At 59.2% G+C, this 14,886-nt stretch carries 19 protein-coding genes and 2 tRNA genes; 10 read left to right on the top strand and 11 right to left on the bottom strand.

The window, feature by feature from the left end:
• Window positions 1-3: 3 nt before the first annotated feature.
• From AB8A33_RS09085 to AB8A33_RS09075, 3 genes are all read right to left on the bottom strand, one after another.
• Complete coding sequence (locus AB8A33_RS09085) at window positions 4-477, bottom strand: DsrE family protein (RefSeq protein ID WP_439092439.1); 474 nt, start codon at window positions 475-477, stop codon at window positions 4-6.
• Window positions 478-565: 88 nt separating this feature from the next.
• Complete coding sequence (locus tag AB8A33_RS09080; RefSeq protein WP_439092438.1) at window positions 566-1,615, bottom strand: YeeE/YedE family protein; 1,050 nt, start codon at window positions 1,613-1,615, stop codon at window positions 566-568.
• Between the two features lie 531 nt (window positions 1,616-2,146).
• Complete coding sequence (locus AB8A33_RS09075; protein WP_115029484.1) at window positions 2,147-2,350, bottom strand: cold-shock protein; 204 nt, start codon at window positions 2,348-2,350, stop codon at window positions 2,147-2,149.
• Between the two features lie 234 nt (window positions 2,351-2,584).
• Between AB8A33_RS09075 and AB8A33_RS09070 the strand changes: the two genes are divergently transcribed.
• The 4 genes from AB8A33_RS09070 to AB8A33_RS09055 all read left to right on the top strand — a co-directional run bounded on the left by AB8A33_RS09070 (window position 2,585) and on the right by AB8A33_RS09055 (window position 5,462).
• Window positions 2,585-2,716: a hypothetical protein gene (locus AB8A33_RS09070; RefSeq protein WP_286144528.1), complete on the top strand. Its 132-nt coding sequence runs from the start codon at window positions 2,585-2,587 to the stop codon at window positions 2,714-2,716.
• Window positions 2,717-2,967: 251 nt separating this feature from the next.
• Window positions 2,968-3,207 carry a hypothetical protein gene (locus AB8A33_RS09065; RefSeq protein WP_439092437.1) on the top strand — a complete coding sequence of 80 codons (240 nt, stop codon included), beginning with the start codon at window positions 2,968-2,970 and terminating at the stop codon, window positions 3,205-3,207.
• A gap of 959 nt (window positions 3,208-4,166) precedes the next feature.
• Entirely contained in the window at window positions 4,167-5,102 is a 936-nt protein-coding gene (locus AB8A33_RS09060) for a glycosyltransferase family 4 protein (RefSeq protein ID WP_439092436.1), read from the top strand.
• 165 nt (window positions 5,103-5,267) lie between these two features.
• On the top strand, window positions 5,268-5,462 hold the full coding sequence (locus AB8A33_RS09055) for a hypothetical protein (protein ID WP_439092435.1): 195 nt from the start codon (window positions 5,268-5,270) through the stop codon (window positions 5,460-5,462).
• 97 nt (window positions 5,463-5,559) lie between these two features.
• Here AB8A33_RS09055 and AB8A33_RS09050 read toward each other — a convergent pair.
• Window positions 5,560-5,645 (bottom strand) — tRNA-Tyr (locus tag AB8A33_RS09050).
• A gap of 245 nt (window positions 5,646-5,890) precedes the next feature.
• On the opposite strand from AB8A33_RS09050, the gene rlmB reads away from it, so the two are divergent.
• On the top strand, window positions 5,891-6,754 hold the full coding sequence (rlmB, locus tag AB8A33_RS09045) for a 23S rRNA (guanosine(2251)-2'-O)-methyltransferase RlmB (RefSeq protein ID WP_439092434.1): 864 nt from the start codon (window positions 5,891-5,893) through the stop codon (window positions 6,752-6,754).
• A 90-nt stretch (window positions 6,755-6,844) separates the two neighbouring features.
• Here rlmB and AB8A33_RS09040 read toward each other — a convergent pair whose 3' ends face one another.
• Both AB8A33_RS09040 and AB8A33_RS09035 read right to left on the bottom strand, forming a co-directional pair.
• Window positions 6,845-7,477: a hypothetical protein gene (locus tag AB8A33_RS09040; protein ID WP_439092433.1), complete on the bottom strand. Its 633-nt coding sequence runs from the start codon at window positions 7,475-7,477 to the stop codon at window positions 6,845-6,847.
• 50 nt (window positions 7,478-7,527) lie between these two features.
• Window positions 7,528-7,953 (bottom strand): hypothetical protein, encoded by a 426-nt coding sequence (locus tag AB8A33_RS09035; protein WP_439092432.1) that lies wholly within the window; start codon window positions 7,951-7,953, stop codon window positions 7,528-7,530.
• Between the two features lie 287 nt (window positions 7,954-8,240).
• On the opposite strand from AB8A33_RS09035, the gene AB8A33_RS09030 reads away from it, so the two are divergent.
• Together AB8A33_RS09030 and AB8A33_RS09025 are read left to right on the top strand one after the other, a co-directional pair.
• On the top strand, window positions 8,241-8,504 hold the full coding sequence (locus tag AB8A33_RS09030) for a hypothetical protein (protein WP_093762074.1): 264 nt from the start codon (window positions 8,241-8,243) through the stop codon (window positions 8,502-8,504).
• Window positions 8,505-8,533: 29 nt separating this feature from the next.
• Entirely contained in the window at window positions 8,534-8,752 is a 219-nt protein-coding gene (locus tag AB8A33_RS09025) for a hypothetical protein (protein WP_439092431.1), read from the top strand.
• Here the strand turns inward: AB8A33_RS09025 and AB8A33_RS09020 are convergent.
• Complete coding sequence (locus AB8A33_RS09020) at window positions 8,730-10,190, bottom strand: ArnT family glycosyltransferase (RefSeq protein ID WP_439092430.1); 1,461 nt, start codon at window positions 10,188-10,190, stop codon at window positions 8,730-8,732. The two genes, AB8A33_RS09025 and AB8A33_RS09020, sit on opposite strands and share 23 nt — an antisense overlap.
• A gap of 331 nt (window positions 10,191-10,521) precedes the next feature.
• On the opposite strand from AB8A33_RS09020, the gene AB8A33_RS09015 reads away from it, so the two are divergent.
• Entirely contained in the window at window positions 10,522-10,851 is a 330-nt protein-coding gene (locus AB8A33_RS09015; protein WP_439092429.1) for a hypothetical protein, read from the top strand.
• 574 nt (window positions 10,852-11,425) lie between these two features.
• Window positions 11,426-11,737 carry a hypothetical protein gene (locus AB8A33_RS09010; RefSeq protein ID WP_439092428.1) on the top strand — a complete coding sequence of 104 codons (312 nt, stop codon included), beginning with the start codon at window positions 11,426-11,428 and terminating at the stop codon, window positions 11,735-11,737.
• Between the two features lie 61 nt (window positions 11,738-11,798).
• Here the strand turns inward: AB8A33_RS09010 and AB8A33_RS09005 are convergent.
• A tRNA-Thr gene (locus AB8A33_RS09005) sits at window positions 11,799-11,873 on the bottom strand.
• A 1,130-nt stretch (window positions 11,874-13,003) separates the two neighbouring features.
• Here AB8A33_RS09005 and AB8A33_RS09000 point away from each other — a divergent pair.
• The gene (locus AB8A33_RS09000) at window positions 13,004-13,249 is read left to right on the top strand and encodes a hypothetical protein (protein ID WP_439092427.1); all 246 of its coding nucleotides are present in this window, start codon (window positions 13,004-13,006) and stop codon (window positions 13,247-13,249) included.
• 92 nt (window positions 13,250-13,341) lie between these two features.
• Here AB8A33_RS09000 and AB8A33_RS08995 read toward each other — a convergent pair whose 3' ends face one another.
• The 3 genes from AB8A33_RS08995 to AB8A33_RS08985 are packed head-to-tail and all read right to left on the bottom strand — an operon-like array spanning window position 13,342 to window position 14,814.
• Window positions 13,342-14,061, bottom strand: a complete 720-nt coding sequence (locus tag AB8A33_RS08995; protein ID WP_439092426.1) for an outer membrane protein — start codon at window positions 14,059-14,061, stop codon at window positions 13,342-13,344.
• Window positions 14,058-14,342: a hypothetical protein gene (locus AB8A33_RS08990; RefSeq protein WP_439092425.1), complete on the bottom strand. Its 285-nt coding sequence runs from the start codon at window positions 14,340-14,342 to the stop codon at window positions 14,058-14,060. Before AB8A33_RS08990 ends, AB8A33_RS08995 begins: the two co-directional genes overlap by 4 nt.
• 40 nt (window positions 14,343-14,382) lie before the next feature.
• Window positions 14,383-14,814: a hypothetical protein gene (locus AB8A33_RS08985; RefSeq protein WP_420882337.1), complete on the bottom strand. Its 432-nt coding sequence runs from the start codon at window positions 14,812-14,814 to the stop codon at window positions 14,383-14,385.
• Window positions 14,815-14,886 lie beyond the last annotated feature (72 nt).

Raw genomic sequence — 14,886 nt, 5'->3', positions numbered from 1 at the left:
ATTTCAGGGCCGCACGATCGTGAAACCGCGCTCTGTCAGATCCAGCAAATGACCGACACCGACCTGCACTTCCACCGCATGCGGATTGAGCGCCGGTCGCTTGCCGGTGTCGCGCTCGATGGTATCCAGCGTATTGCCGCAGACGCTGAAGCGCACGCCCTGGGTCACCAGACTATTGACCAGCGCACGATGTTCGTTGGTGTCGCGCAGCAGATCGATGCCGGGGCCGAACGTGACCACCTCAACCGCCACCTTGTCCGGTCCATAGGCTTTCAGGAGATTGCTGGCGACGCTGAGAACGAGACGTTCTTTCTTCGGATCGGAATCCGACAGCTGCAATGCGATGAAATGCTCGGCGAAGGGCTTGTCCGGAGCGGCATCCTGTTTGGCGGGCCGTGTCTGCGCAGCGAGCGGCGGCGTCGCACATAGCACCAGCGCAAGAACCGACAGACAGAAAAACAGTCTTCGCTTAGTCATCGCGCGCAAAACCTCTGACGATCAGAGGATTGATTAGCAATCACCCTGCGCCGGCGCAATCAAACTCACAAAGCGTATGTGGAGCCTCTTATTGCGCCGCAAACGCCGGACGCAGCGCCAGACCGCGGATCGCAACTGCAGCGCCCGCAAAGATGCCGGCGACGGCCACAAAGGATGGCAGCGCGAGCGTGGACAAGCCCGTCAGCCCCTGCCCGATCGAGCAGCCATAGGCCATCGCGCCGCCGATCCCCATCAGCGCCGCGCCGGCCATCGAGCGGCCGGTATGACGCGCGGAGGTGTAGCCCTCGAATTCAAACCGGCCTGTCAGCAGCGCGGTCAGCAGACTGCCGACGAACACACCCGCAACAAGTGCAATTCCGAAATTCAGCGTCATGCCCGTCGACAGCATGATGAATTGCAGCGTATCGGCCGCCGGCGACACGAATGTGAGCGACGCCACCGGAATCGGATCGAACTCATCCGCTCCAAGCCAGCCGGTCGCCAGCCAGCCCGCGACCACCAGCAGGCCCATCACCAATCCTGCCACGAGCTGCCCCGGCGAACGCCGAAGCTCGCGATGCGACAATGCGAAGACCAGCAGCGCGCCGCCGACGATCAGCGTTGCCGCGATACGCGCGGTCGCTTCGTGCAGACCTAGAGTTCCAAGCAGCGCCGGCACTGAATTCGCACCCGGCGTCATCTGCGTCCATTGCAGCATCGACAGCCGCATCGGTGCGAGCAAGCCCTTCAAGGTCATCTGCGCAGTGACGCCGATAACCGCGATCACGACCAGCGATCTCAGATTTCCCTTGCCGAGCAACACCAGTGCACGTGACGCACAGCCATTCGACAGCACCATGCCGAGGCCGAACAACAGTCCGCCGATGAAGATCAACGGCGCCGAGAATGACGGCTGCAGGTAAAGCGACTTCGCGATCTCGACCACGCCGATGCCGGCGACGAACTGCGTACCGAACACGGCAACGGCAAGCGCGAGCGCATAACTTCGGATCTTTCGTCCGTCGTCATGCGCCCACCAGTCGCGCAGGCCGCTCATGAGGCAAAAACCGCTCAGCAAACCGACCGCGCCGAAAACGGCGCCAATCGCAAAACCCGCGACAACCGGGAGCGCAAACATCGAATGATCCGAACATGATTTTGAGGTGCTATGGCCGAATTACTACTGCCAGCTTCAGAAGCGGTCCAGTTGACCCATGATTTAAGGAGGAAATTCTACTGGCGCTAAAAAATGGGAAACATCATTCCATCAGATCGCAGAACACGATGCAGAATGACTATCGCTCCATGAGCGACAGAGATCGCATTTTCGGCCTGCCGGAGTCTTAGTCGTGGAGGACGACAATGGACAACCGGCGAAACAATGTCAGGGATCTAGGGAACAAGATGTCCAAGTATCGCGCTCTGGCGCGCGGGGTATCTGACGCAGAAACCCAACGTCAGATACTGCAGCTCACCGACGAGCTGGAACAACAAGCGCGTGACATTGAGCGAGGGATATAACGGCGCAGCAGCGTTAGCGCGCAGATGACGTCAGCAAAGCCCCCGCTGATGCAGGGGCCTCACATTCTCTGGTCGGGATTACTCACGCCCGACAAGTCGCGTAGGGATTTATGTTCCGAGGCTGGCGCCAGGCAAAAAGAGGCCCCGATCAGCCAACCCGAAGGTTTTCTGCCGACGTCTTGCCACGGTTGGCCACCTCCTCGAAGCTGACCTTGGCCCCCTCATTCAAAGTACTCAGTCCCGCCTTCTCGACAGCCGAGATGTGAACAAAGACGTCTTTGCTGCCATCGTCCGGCTGGATAAAGCCGAAGCCCTTCGTCGCGTTGAACCATTTTACTACGCCAGTCGCCACTTCAGTTCTCCCGGTTGTCTCTGGAAATACAGCAGCGCTCTATTCCGCCACGAGTCAATCGAGCAAACCTTGCTTCTTCCCAGCGGGATACAGGAACCGCTATCGGGACAACCGGTCGACAGCCATCCGTCCGCACTGCCGCGATGCGACAGCGGCTTTAGGCAACATAATCTCCGGGAAGCCCAACTGACGTGCTATTGTCATCGAAGCCCGGTGCGGGCGGAGGACGAAACCATGCCCAAAGGCGAACAACGAAACAACCGCGAAGCAAAGAAGCCCAAGAAGGACAAGGCCAAGACGATCGCAGCAGCTCCGACGATGAAGGGTCTGATGCACCCTGAAGCGGAAAAGCCCAGAAAGAAATAGTCCAACAAAGCGCCTCGCTAGCAGAATTGCGGGAGGTGATGTCAGAGCGTCGGAAGATCAGTATCTATCCGGGATCAGCTTGTGCGTCCGGTGCTACTGCCCCTCTTCGTGGCTCTTCTTATGCTTGACGCCATCGTTATTCAGTCGCGCTAAATCAGCTCCGGTCAGAACGCATCATAATCTGCGTGACGCGAAGCCTTGGGTTGAACGGAGCCAAACCTTGCGCGATCTCAACTTGAGCGGGGTTCTCGATGTCAGAGCTGGAATTCAGTGCCGTGAACAACCTTCAACACACGCCGCAGCATGCCGGATGTCGCGAACAGTCCGAATATGATGCAGCGGTCGAGATTGCGACAAGGGCAATCAGAAAGACTTGGGATACGATGGCCGACATGCCATCGCCGCTTTACGAAGATGAAGCGCGGCAACTCGGTAGAGCGGCACTCGATGCCATTATCGCTTCGCAGCCAGTCACTCGAACGACCACATGACCTCCGTCAGGCTGGCAGACGTGAAACGCATGCGCGGCACGTCGTCATCGCGTCGGATCACATCAGCTTAATTTCTTCGACTACTGACAGGACATGAACCGTTGAATTGGCAACCTATAGACACCGCACCAATAGACGGAACGCCCATATTCCTGGCTGGCGGATACGATGACAATTCGGATCATGCCATGGAATCCGAGGCGGAAAAAATGCGAACTGCCTGCCGCGCATGGTGGAACGACGGCGACTGGATTATTACCCTGGCTGAAGCAGGATGCGTCAACGTCACCCGGATTGACCCCACACACTGGGCCCCTATTGAAGAACCGCGCTAACCCGGCAAGATCGGATTGCCTTGGGGCAAGACTGCGTTGCGGCACTTTTGAATTTCAGTCAAACAGAGGCTCAGAGTAAAATCCGGCTGCCAGGACCTCGAAAAGCGCCGCGTTTCCATCATACCGAGCCTTCCATCGCGTACTGCTAAAGCCACTGTTGAACAGGTCACCATTGTCCTGCACCTGCCATTCCCAGAAAAGCAACGGATGTGGAGTGACGATGACTTCCAGGTTTGGTTGGCGATACATAGCCACCATGTCGAGCCTCACTTTCGAAACAGCATCTACAAAAAGTCGCTTCCTGCCTGTTTATCTGAAGGTGCTGCGCGCCGTTCTGCGGCGGCCGGTGTTCTTGACAGACGATGGGCCGAGCGCCTCTCGTTCTGCAGTGATGATGACACCATCGAACCAGTCATCGACGACATTCACCATGCGCTCCTGAGTCGTCGCGTCAATCCAATTTACAGCGGGTCTTCAGCCAATCCTTCGGCCATACATCCGTGCCCGGATTGACGTCGCTGACTGTCCGCTATCGATCCTGTGAGGCTAAACACGATGCGCGTCGCGATGTTGGCACCTATATCCTGGCGAACGCCTCCCCGGCACTACGGCCCGTGGGAGCTCGTGACGAGCTTGCTTACGGAGGCGCTGCTCGTGCGGGGCGTTGACGTCACACTGTTTGCCACGAAGGACAGTTTGACGTCGGGACATCTCGCCGGTGTCGTCCCGGCACCATACTCTGAAGACTCGTCGCTCGATGCCAAGGCGTGGGAACTCCTGCATGTTGCGAATGTCTTTGAGCGGGCCGGCGAATTCGACATCATCCACAATCAGGCAGATTTTGTACCGCTGGGCTTCTCTCGCCTTGTAGACACGCCAATCGTCACAACCATTCACGGCTTTTCATCAGCCCGTATCATTCCGGTTTTCAAGGAATACGAAGATCGTGTCCATTACGTCGCAATCAGCGATGCCAATCGCCATCCCGACCTGCGCTACGCGGCAACCATTCATCACGGCATTCCGATCGACGAGTTTCCATTCGATCCGCGTGGCAGTAATGATCTTCTATTCTTCGGTCGCATTCATCCCGACAAAGGCGCAGCCGAAGCGATAGCAACTGCCGAAGCGGCTGGCCGCCACCTCATCATGGCCGGTATAGTTCAGGATGCGGACTATCACCGACGTCATGTGGCGCCAGCACTGGGGCGGTCCGCGACTTATCTCGGTCCGGTCGGAGGTCTGGAGCGAACTCGCGTTCTGGGATCCGCGCGGGCATTGCTTCACTTGATCAATTTCGACGAACCATTCGGGTTATCGGTTGTCGAGGCGCTTGCCTGTGGAACACCCGTGATCGCGCGCAACCGCGGATCGATGCCCGAATTGATCACAGATGGCGTAACAGGTTTCCTGGTCAATAGTGCCATCGAAGCCGCCCAAGCGGTTGAGCGTATTGACGAACTGGATAGACGCGCCTGCCGGGCGGCTGTTTCTGAGCACTTTACCGTCGATAGAATGGCAGATCGCTACCTGGCTCTGTACCAATCTATCCTGGGGTAACCGACAGCAAACAGGCCAACCGGCCGCTGATCGAGAAACTGCGCGATGATCAGATAGAACTGGCTACGGCCAACGACGGTCAGTTGTCTAATTTTATAGACAAGTTGCCGGCGGCTGCTTTATGTTTTCGGAACTTTCTGAACAATAACGGAGCGTTCTTCGGTCGTGGCCTACAGCATCTACGGGACCCCTCAGAGGCAGCCGGAGAAGGTGTTCTACGGTACTGTGCAGACCCTTGAGCAGGCAGCCAGCGAACTTCGGAAGCTGCGCGACGCTGGCGTCTCTGACGTCTATGCGATCGGCTTCGATCCTGAGACGGCGAACATGCGGAAGCCGCCATCGGCCGCGGCTTCAAACTAGGCCCGTGCAGGCCCGCTCCGCGAAGAAAACAAACACCGAAAATGGAATTGCTTACAAGCCACTGCCCCGCAGGGCTAATTCGTCAGCGATTTGAAAATGGTGGGGGAAGAAGGACTCGAACCTTCGAAGTCATAAGACGGCTGATTTACAGTCAGCTCCCTTTGCCACTCGGGACACTCCCCCGCCTGACGCCATCGGACCCAAGCCCAACAAGACCTTGGCCCAACACGGCAGTCCCACCGAATAAGTGGCTGGACGGCCATGGATGACGTTAAAACGCGCGCCCGTAAACGGGCTCCCGGTTGGCGCGTTTATGACGGAAGCCATGGGGCAAAGTCAACCGACCAGGGGCGGAATATCCGCCCTCTCCGAACCTCATTCGGAGGCTCCAAATTGCCATTATTCGGCCCCCGTGAGACAAGCCCTGCATGAGCGATCGAGAGCGAAAACAGCGATTCCAGCGCGGCCCTGACAAGGGGCGCGACAGCCAAGGCGGCCCAGGCCGCGATAAAACCCGGGATAAACCCCGCGATCAGGGCCGGCGGCCCCCGCGCCGCGGCCGGGAATCCGGCGGTGACGGCCCGGCCATCCTCTATGGATGGCATACCGTCACCATGGCGCTGGCCAATCCGCAGCGGAAAATCCTCAAGCTGATTCTGACCGAAAACGCCGCCCGGCGCCTCGCCGAGGAGAAGATCGACACCCGTGTGGCGCCGATCCTGGTCCGTCCGGACGAGATCGACCGCCGGTTGGGGCCTGACGCCGTCCATCAGGGCCTGCTGGCCGAGGTCGAGCCGCTGGAATCGCCGGATCTGGACAGCCTGCCCCAGGACGGCATCGTGCTGGTACTCGACCAGATCACCGATCCGCATAATGTCGGCGCCATCCTGCGTTCCGCCGCGGCCTTTGCGGTCAAGGCGATCATCACCACGGCCCGGCACAGCCCCGAAGCCACCGGCGTCCTCGCGAAATCCGCCTCGGGCGCGCTGGAACTGGTGCCGATGATCACGGTGCCGAATCTGGCGCGGGCGCTGAACGAATTGAACGACCTCGGCTTCATGACCGTCGGTCTGGACAGCGAGGGAGCTGAGAACATCAGCGCGATCCCGCTGCAGCAGCCGCTGGCGCTGGTGCTCGGCGCCGAAGGCAGCGGACTACGACGGCTGACGCGGGAGACCTGCAGCGTCGTCGCGCGGCTCGACATGCCCGGCGAGATCAAGAGCCTCAACGTGTCGAACGCCGCCGTGCTTGCGCTCTATGTCGGCGCCAGCAAGCTCGGCCTGATGGGCTAGATCCGCAGGCAACACAGCAGACAATAAAAAAACCCGCTTGCATCGCTGCGAGCGGGCTTTTTCTTTGCATTCAGATCAGTACTGATCGGATCAGTGCATATAGCGCTGCGGGCGCTGTTGCTGGTGATAGCCACGCGGTCCTGCTGCGCGCGGCGCATACATCACCTTCGGCGCGCCATAGCGATGCGCCTGATGATAGCCGCTGCGCGACACGTAGCTACGCTGCGAATAGCCGTAACGCGTGCGCGGCTGCATGCTGTAGCCGTAGCGATAGCTCGGGCGCGCACGATACTGGCTGCGCGACGGATAGCTGTAGATCGCGGGCGAGCGATACGCCGGACCATAGGAGTAGTTCACCGGATTGGCATAGGGGCCACCATAATAGCCGCGACGATAGCCATAACCGTAATCCTGACCGTAACCCTGGCCATAGCCGCGCCAGCCGATCGCAGTTTCCTGATAGGTCGGGACCGGCGCGAACATGCCCGGGCCGCTGAAGGTCGGACCCTGGTTGGCGTAATAATACTGACGCGTCACCGGGGTCGGATCGGGCAGCCGCTCATAACCGGCGCCATAGCCGCAGGGGCTGACATAGGCCTGACCGCAAGGCGAGCAGCCGTTTGAGGTGAACAAGCCGCCACCGCAGGCCATTGCGGGCGCAGCGCCGGCAGTGGCGGTGACAACGGCAAATGCCGCAACCCATTTCGAAATCACGTTACGCATGAATACTCTCTCCTGTCGGGTGTCTTTTTTCGTTGTTGGCGATTGATCGGTCAGCGCCGGAATTCCGGCGGTGCGACGATGACCTCAGGTGGATTGAACGGCACTTCGTTCTGCCGCCCCATCGGCGCGGATCTCGCCGACCAGCTCTCGTGGTAGCTCTCGGCCGGCTGCGGCAATTTGCGATTGGCCGGCGGCTCGATCTCCAGGCGCCCGTAGCCGGGTTTGTGACCAAGGCTCGGATAGTAGTGGCCAACATTCGGAACCGGATCGATATAGCGTCCGCCATAGACTGTCGGCTGAATATGGATGCCACGCTGCAAGCCCCAGTCGCCTTCGATCACGCGATAGGACGCATCGACGCCATTGATGATGATCGGCACGCCCACGCGGCCGGGCACGACGATGTTGAAACCATCGGCGGCTGCAGCCGGAAGCGTGGTCGCGATCACGAAAAGCACTGCTGAAAGGGTTCTCATGGCCATGTCCTGCATCTCGGCGGTACGATATTCGAACGCCGGGCAGGATGGGTTAAGGGCGCGGTCTAAACTGCCGGTAAGCCTAACGCGTAAGCATCAGGCGAGGTTCAAATGCGCTGGACCGCAGCGTGGATTCGTTAACGCAACGGGCCCGCATTGCGACGTGATCCCGGTCGAAAGACGTCAGGCGCGCGCCGTGCACATCTTGCGCATCGCCGTCGCAACGTGATCTGATCCCGTCAGCGGTTGTCGCAGACATCTGCAGTCGTCATGTCCGGAGAGCCCCGATGAAGTTTCTCAGTGCAGCCATCATCCTGTCGACGCTGGTCGCGACTCCTGCTTTCGCGCGCCACTGGAAACATCATCACAGTGCCGAGACCTTCGTCTTTGCCGCACCCGGCCAGCCCTACCGGATTCAGTTCGGGCACAATTACGGTCCGGGTCTGCAGCCGGGCACCTTCGCCTATTACGACGGCCCCCTCGCCGCCCGCTGCAAGCAATCAGCCGCGGCCTATCGCGGCCAGGACGGCCGGGCGTATCCCTGTTTTTGATCGAGGTTCCAGAGGCGGATCGGGGCTGATTGAGAAGTACGGTTACGTCGGACGACGAAGCAATCTTCAGGCAGGCTGACAAGGAGATCAAAGATCTTCACGGCCAGGAAGCATCGGCGCGGGCCCATGCGACAATGGATCGTGCGACCCGCACGCAGTTGATCGAGACGATCCGCGGGAACATCCGGCAGGTTCGGGAAGGGGCGCGGCGTGACTATCGCAAGATCAAGGAAGACGCTCGCCGGTAAGCCAAGCAGACCGCTTTTGCCACCAAACTCTGGACAGGGACGTATCCACGAAAGCGGTGGTCGCGATATCCGATCTGAACACCGAGATATTGCGAAGGGCGAGAAGATTCCGAAAATCGTTGTCGGACAATTTGTTCGTCAGTGCTAGTTGCTCGACCTTGAACTCATCGACGACGAACGGCTTTCCGGCCATCCGACAGACGACCTTGTTGGTGCAGAACACGTCGCCATGAACTAACGATAGCTGCGCTGCTTCTCGAATGGCCGCACGCTCGTTTGAGTACACGCTTTCCCTGAATTCAGGACTGATCAAAATCAGCGCCGATTCTTGCCGGTCGGACGCAATGAGTCGGATGAGCAAAACGGCTATCATCAAGGTGCGCAGTAGCCCAGCCTCGACGAAGCGTGCAGCATAAGACCGATCCATATAGCTGAACGTGAGGCCGGTGCCGACGCCGAGAGCAAGAATGAGATCAAATTCCGCGTTCCCGCTCACGCCAGAACCGAACCACTGTAAGATGCAGACGATGAAGCTTATGCCGATGTGCAACGAACTGAAGCGGGCAGCCGCGTTCGTGCTGTCGGTTATGGCCCACCCTGCCCAGATCGCAAGAGCCGGCGCGCACCATTGAAGATGACCGATATTCACCAAGAGATAAGCTACGCTGTGGTGCCGCGTAGCAAAGATGTTGGAGAAAAATGAAGGCCCAAAGATCAGCGAGCATGCGAACAGACCAACACTTGCGGCTGCCCCGCTGATCAACACGGGACGGATCGCGGCACGCCAGTTCGTCAGCATCATCCACGTGATTACAGTCGTCGGAATGCCGATCATGTTGTGCTTCCAGAAGCCGCCCACCACCATCAACAGGAGCGGTGCCAGAACTGACCGGCGATCCCTTTCGCGCGACAGAAACCAGACCAGCCCAGCTCCCATGATCGCTTGCCCTGCGATCTGAGGATCGTTCGCTCCGACGTAGACCGTCGAATTGTGGGCCATGATCGCGACATACCAAAAGGCACCGACCGCGGCGCCAACCGAATTGCCCGAGAGAATTCGTACTGCGGCGAAAATCTCGACGGCTACGCAGATCAATCCGAAAAGCGAAAGCGCGCGCCCGGCGAACAGCGAGTCTCCAAAAATATTCCCGAAGAAACCCACGACATAGAACGACAGCGGCGGATAATTATTACCGACCAGGCTATCGGCGTCCGGGTAAAGTTGCCCCCCGGACACGGCGGCATTTTGAAAGTAGGGGTTCCACGCCTCTGTCGGCCAGATCTCCACCAGGAACTGCGCCCGCCAGATCGGCCAAATTAAAAAATAGGCCGCGGTGAACAGCAGCAGCCCCAGATAGACACTCGTCCGGACCCGTTCAGGGCTCGCAACGCAATCGTCCGCTGCGATAGCTCGCAGCGGTGGCGCGACTTCAGACATGTTCAAGCCCCACAGCTTTAGGGAACATTTATCCGCAACCTGAGAGCGACCGCAAGTCGCGCGAGAACATGCGAACCTGAACAAGGCGGGAACAGATGGTCCTGTTTTGAGGCTGGCAAAACCGCATTTGCTCGCCGGCTTTGCCGAAGCCTAAAACACCGAAAAAGCTTGATATTGAAAGGGGTTTGCTGATGCCGGTTGAGAGGATTGAACTCCCTTCGGCTGGCGCCGCGACGCAGCTACTCTTTTAGAATTAGGCGAGGGCAAGCGCGAGCCAGACTTGCAATCGAACTACTCAACCTGTCCCGCGTTGCAGCGTCGGAGGTAGCACATGCTCTACGCGCTATTCGAAGACGACCAGAAGCTCAGCGAGGAATTCCCAGTCGAGGAGGACGTCTGGCAACATGCCGACGAAGCCAGACTCGTTGATGTTGTGGACGGCAAGACGGTGCGAGAGGACGGCTACACTATTCAGCCGTGCAGCACCGAAGAGGACACGGGCAAGCCGATCGCGGTACCGCCGGCAGTGACCCAGGAACGACTCTCACCGGTTTTGGTTGGAAGACTGAGCGTCCTGAGCGCAGGATGGACGTTCCGAAAGTCCTGCCACCTCTCTAAGGGTGGTGGGGCTTTTGCCGTCGTAGCCATTGGTATGCAGTAGCCGCACAAACTCATCCATGGACGCGTTCAGTCGCCTGGCGCGCTCTTCAGATTCGGGCGTTGAGGTGCTGCCGAAAAGCCGGTTGATGGATTCGCGAAAAGTCATGCGATTCCCCTTACTCATTGAGAAGCGCGCTTAGGTCGCGCGAACGGCAAAATGGTTCAATTCGCCGCGGGGCTTATTTGACAGTTTAACACACACTCCGCTTGACGGCGAATCACATGAAGGATTCTCTATCCCCGTTCAGGGAGGCGGAGATGGAAGACCACTTCACTCACCAGTATTTCAGCCGGCAGTGCTTCGAGCGACATCACGCACGCGAGGTTTTGGAGCGCGCCCTCTGCGCAGGCGCCCTACTCTTCGGCCTGACGGCCTCGGTCGCAGCCTGTCTGTTTATTTGACGCTCGTTCGCCTTCAGCGAGCCTCCCACGGCCAATCGCCCAAAGGCGACTGCAGGCCGCATGGAGACACGTCGGCGCTAACACGACAACGGAGCCAGATTCTGCACTGTCCCCGTTAGGCTTAACCCGCTGACACGCTTGCACAAACGTCGCCCAATCTAAATGATGACGCCATGAGTTGGGTAGAAGAGCGCGATCGATTGATCGCGGAGACATTGGCGTTTGTAAAAGAGGTTTCTGGCGACCAGCCTGAGCTGGCCGCGAAGCTGACCGTTGCCGTAGACGCCGAGATTAAAGCCGCTGAAAATCCGAAGCAGATCGTCCCGGAACCTGCACAGCCGATGAAGCTGGCTGATCTCCGGGAAGACATCCGGAATCGCGTGGCATCGTTCAAGGCACGGCAGCAGCAAATGCAGGACAAGCGGGAAGCCGATTATCAGGAGGTCATCGCAAAAGTCCGGGCGACCCTGGAACAACGTTCATAGGTCGAACCCACCGATGGCGAGCCGGTGCGACAAGACCGATTTGGCCAAGTTATTGAAATGGTGGTGCCGGTTGAGAGGATTGAACTCCCGACCTTCGGTTTACAAAACCGCTGCTCTACCGCTGAGCTAAACCGGCAACAGGATCAATGGGTTAACTGATGACCCAAGATCGAAATGGGACGTCCGGAACAGTCGCCTGCCCGCGTCGCGCAGTCAGATATCAGAGTTGCCCGGCAAGGGCTACTCCCGTGCGCGCCAAACCGGCGCACGAGCTCACAGCCACGCATAAAGCAGCAGCAGATTGACCGCACAGGCGGCCATCAGGGCGACCGTGAGCGCCACCTGCACCCCGTCGCTGCGGATATTGTCGATCATTCTCATCGCCCGACAACCATCAAGCGATTCTGGCAAGGGAGTCTCGAACCTTATTTTTCCCGGGATTCAGGACTCGTTTACTTTCGATTCCTGGTGCGGGGGTGGTGGCAAACCGCCTTAAAGCGCTGCCGCCACATTCGTCATTCCGGGGCGCTGACTTCCCCACTGTCATTCCGGCGCGCGCGAAGCGGCGCAGCCGCGTAGTGCGAACCCGGAATCCCCTAGTGTTTTGAGCTGTCTGGAGATTCCCATGCCGAGATTCCGGGTTCGCGTCCGGCAAGTGCCGGCCACGCCCCGGAATGACAATGTGGGGCGGCAAGACAGCGCCTAAACATTTTTTCCTATCCATCGTTGATAATATCCCCAACGGGTTTATATTCCCCTTCGTCCTGCTCCACCGAGAGGGGCGATCGCGATCGTCACGTTCGCGGGGTGGGATGCGGTGGACGCCGGAGATGCGGCGTCACGCGGTTCATGGGTGACGTCTGTCTTCGGGCAGGACGGATCTGCGCCAGCACTGCCACTGGCAAGGAGACGGCCGACCTTGGGATGGAAAGACTCTCTGGACAGTGTGACGGACGACCAAGTCAAAACGCGTCCGGCTTACTCGCTTGAGGCACCCTGTCCCATTCGCCTTGGGACTGTAATTTTGGTGATCGGATCGTTCGCCATGGCGAAGCGCAAGCAACCGAAAAAACACCGCATGCGGAACGCCGGGCACTTCGCCCAGCGCGTCCGAAAGTCCTGATGCATTATCCTTGCGGAAGACCGCATTCGCATCAGGCCCAAGGGTGCAACGGGCACCCGGCGTTCCGCACGCCCTCTCACAAGGGGGTGGGAATGCGAAACACGACGGCGCCCCCGCGCCGCAAATAATGGGGGCGATGACGCATGTCTGAAGAGCAGTGGCTGTTTGAAATTCACATCTGCGATGCCGCACAGGTGCCAGAGGAATCCCTCCCCCAAGCGAAGCGCGGTGGGGAGGGTCGGCCGAACGAGGCGATGCGCAGCATCGACGAAGTGGAGGCCGGGGTGGGGTGTTTCCCCATGTGGGAGCAGTGCTTGTTGCACCACCCCACCCGTCTCGACCGCTCCGCGGTCGATCCACCCTCCCCACTGCGCGGCTTCGCCGCTTGAGGGAGGGAAAAGGAAGACAACACTCCACAAACAAAAAAGGCCGGCGAGATGCCGGCCTTTCCGTCGAAGATCCAAATCGGTTTCGTACTTGCTCAGTACTTGGCAACCACCGGGCCACCCCAGCCGAAGCGATAGTTCAGACCGGCCTTGATGGTGTGCTCGTCGTTGTTGAAGCGCGTCGATCCTCCGGGAATGGCCGTCGAAGTGATCGTGGTGTTGCCGAAGTTGTAGTATTGATATTCGACCTTGCCCGACCAGTTCGGCGCGAACATGTATTCGAGACCGCCACCAACCGTGTAGCCGTCCTTCTTGTTGCCATCGATGACCGCAACCGCAGGAGCCAGGGCGGCGATGGTCAGGTTGTTGTTATCCTTCCAGGCGTAACCGCCCTTGGCGTAGAGCAGTGCCGGACCCCAGGTGTAGCCGAGACGACCGGTGACCGAGCCGAGCTGATCGTTACCGTTGCCCGTGATGGTCGTGCCATTCGGGAAGACGAGGCTGGTATTGCTGCTGGCCAGCCAGCTGTATTGGGCTTCGATACCGACCACCCAGTTGGTGGCGAACTGATAGTCGAAACCGCCCTGCACACCGCCCATGAACCGGCCGCTATCGCCGACGAGGCTGTTGCCGTCACCGAAGGCGCCGCCGAGATGGCCGCCGATGTAGAAACCGGTCCAGTTGTAGACCAAAGCCGGCGCCGTATAGGCCGGGGCCTTGGTATAGGTCCGCGCCGGAAGGTCGGCAGCGAAGGCTGAAGACGAGATCGCGGCCACGGCAACGATGGCCGACGCGCTGAGCAGAAGCTTCTTCATGGTTGGTCCCCTGTGTTGCGTAATGACCATCGAAAAACAACGTGGCGGCAGTTTGGTTGCTTCACGGCAGGCGTTGCCACATCGATGTTTGCCGACTGCGACAAAGCAGCAACACTTTTGGATTTATTCATTTTCAGGCGGAGCAGAAGCGCTTTTGGTTCAGTGCTCACACGAACTTGATCGCGTTTTTCAGTGCCCAGATACCCACGTTGGGCTGCGGCAATCTTGTGGCGACGTTGCGGTCGGTTGAGGGCGACAACGCCGGCATTGAGTGCTCGCATCAAGCACCGACAGCAGATCTAAAGAGCTGCCAGCAACACACTAACGCGTCATCTTTTCCATTTCGGGGAACGGCGCGTAAGTGGCGCCGGCACAGGCTTCGGTGACATTCTCGACAATGCGATCGAGGCGCTTGTCGACATAGGATACCGCCCGCTCCTGCGGCGCTGTGTAGCGGCCGTCGAAATCCTTCGCCGTGTAGCGCACGCAGCTGACATAGCGCAGCCGTCCGCCCACGGTGCGTTGCACCGGCTCCGCCATCATGGCGTCACGAACGCCGACCGGATTGTTCAGATAGGTCTTGAAGAACGCCAGCAGATCGACGCGATAATTGGTCGGGAATGGCTGCGCGGCAACGCCCTGATCATCCGTGAAGCTGATGCCACCGGCGCCGCCTCCTCCGCATGCTGCAAGCCACAGCGGCAACAGCACCGCTGCTGCCCGTCTCAAAGATATCCCCAAATGCCGTCTCATCCGTCGTGCCGTCTCAATTACGCAGGCCTGTCCCCGTCATGCCTGTCCTAGACGGTTCGCCCGGGAATTGGA

Origin of the sequence: Tardiphaga sp. 813_E8_N1_3 (assembly GCF_051811025.1) — a bacterium.
Classification (GTDB): domain Bacteria; phylum Pseudomonadota; class Alphaproteobacteria; order Rhizobiales; family Xanthobacteraceae; genus Tardiphaga.
This window is presented reverse-complemented; position numbering and strand designations above follow the sequence as displayed.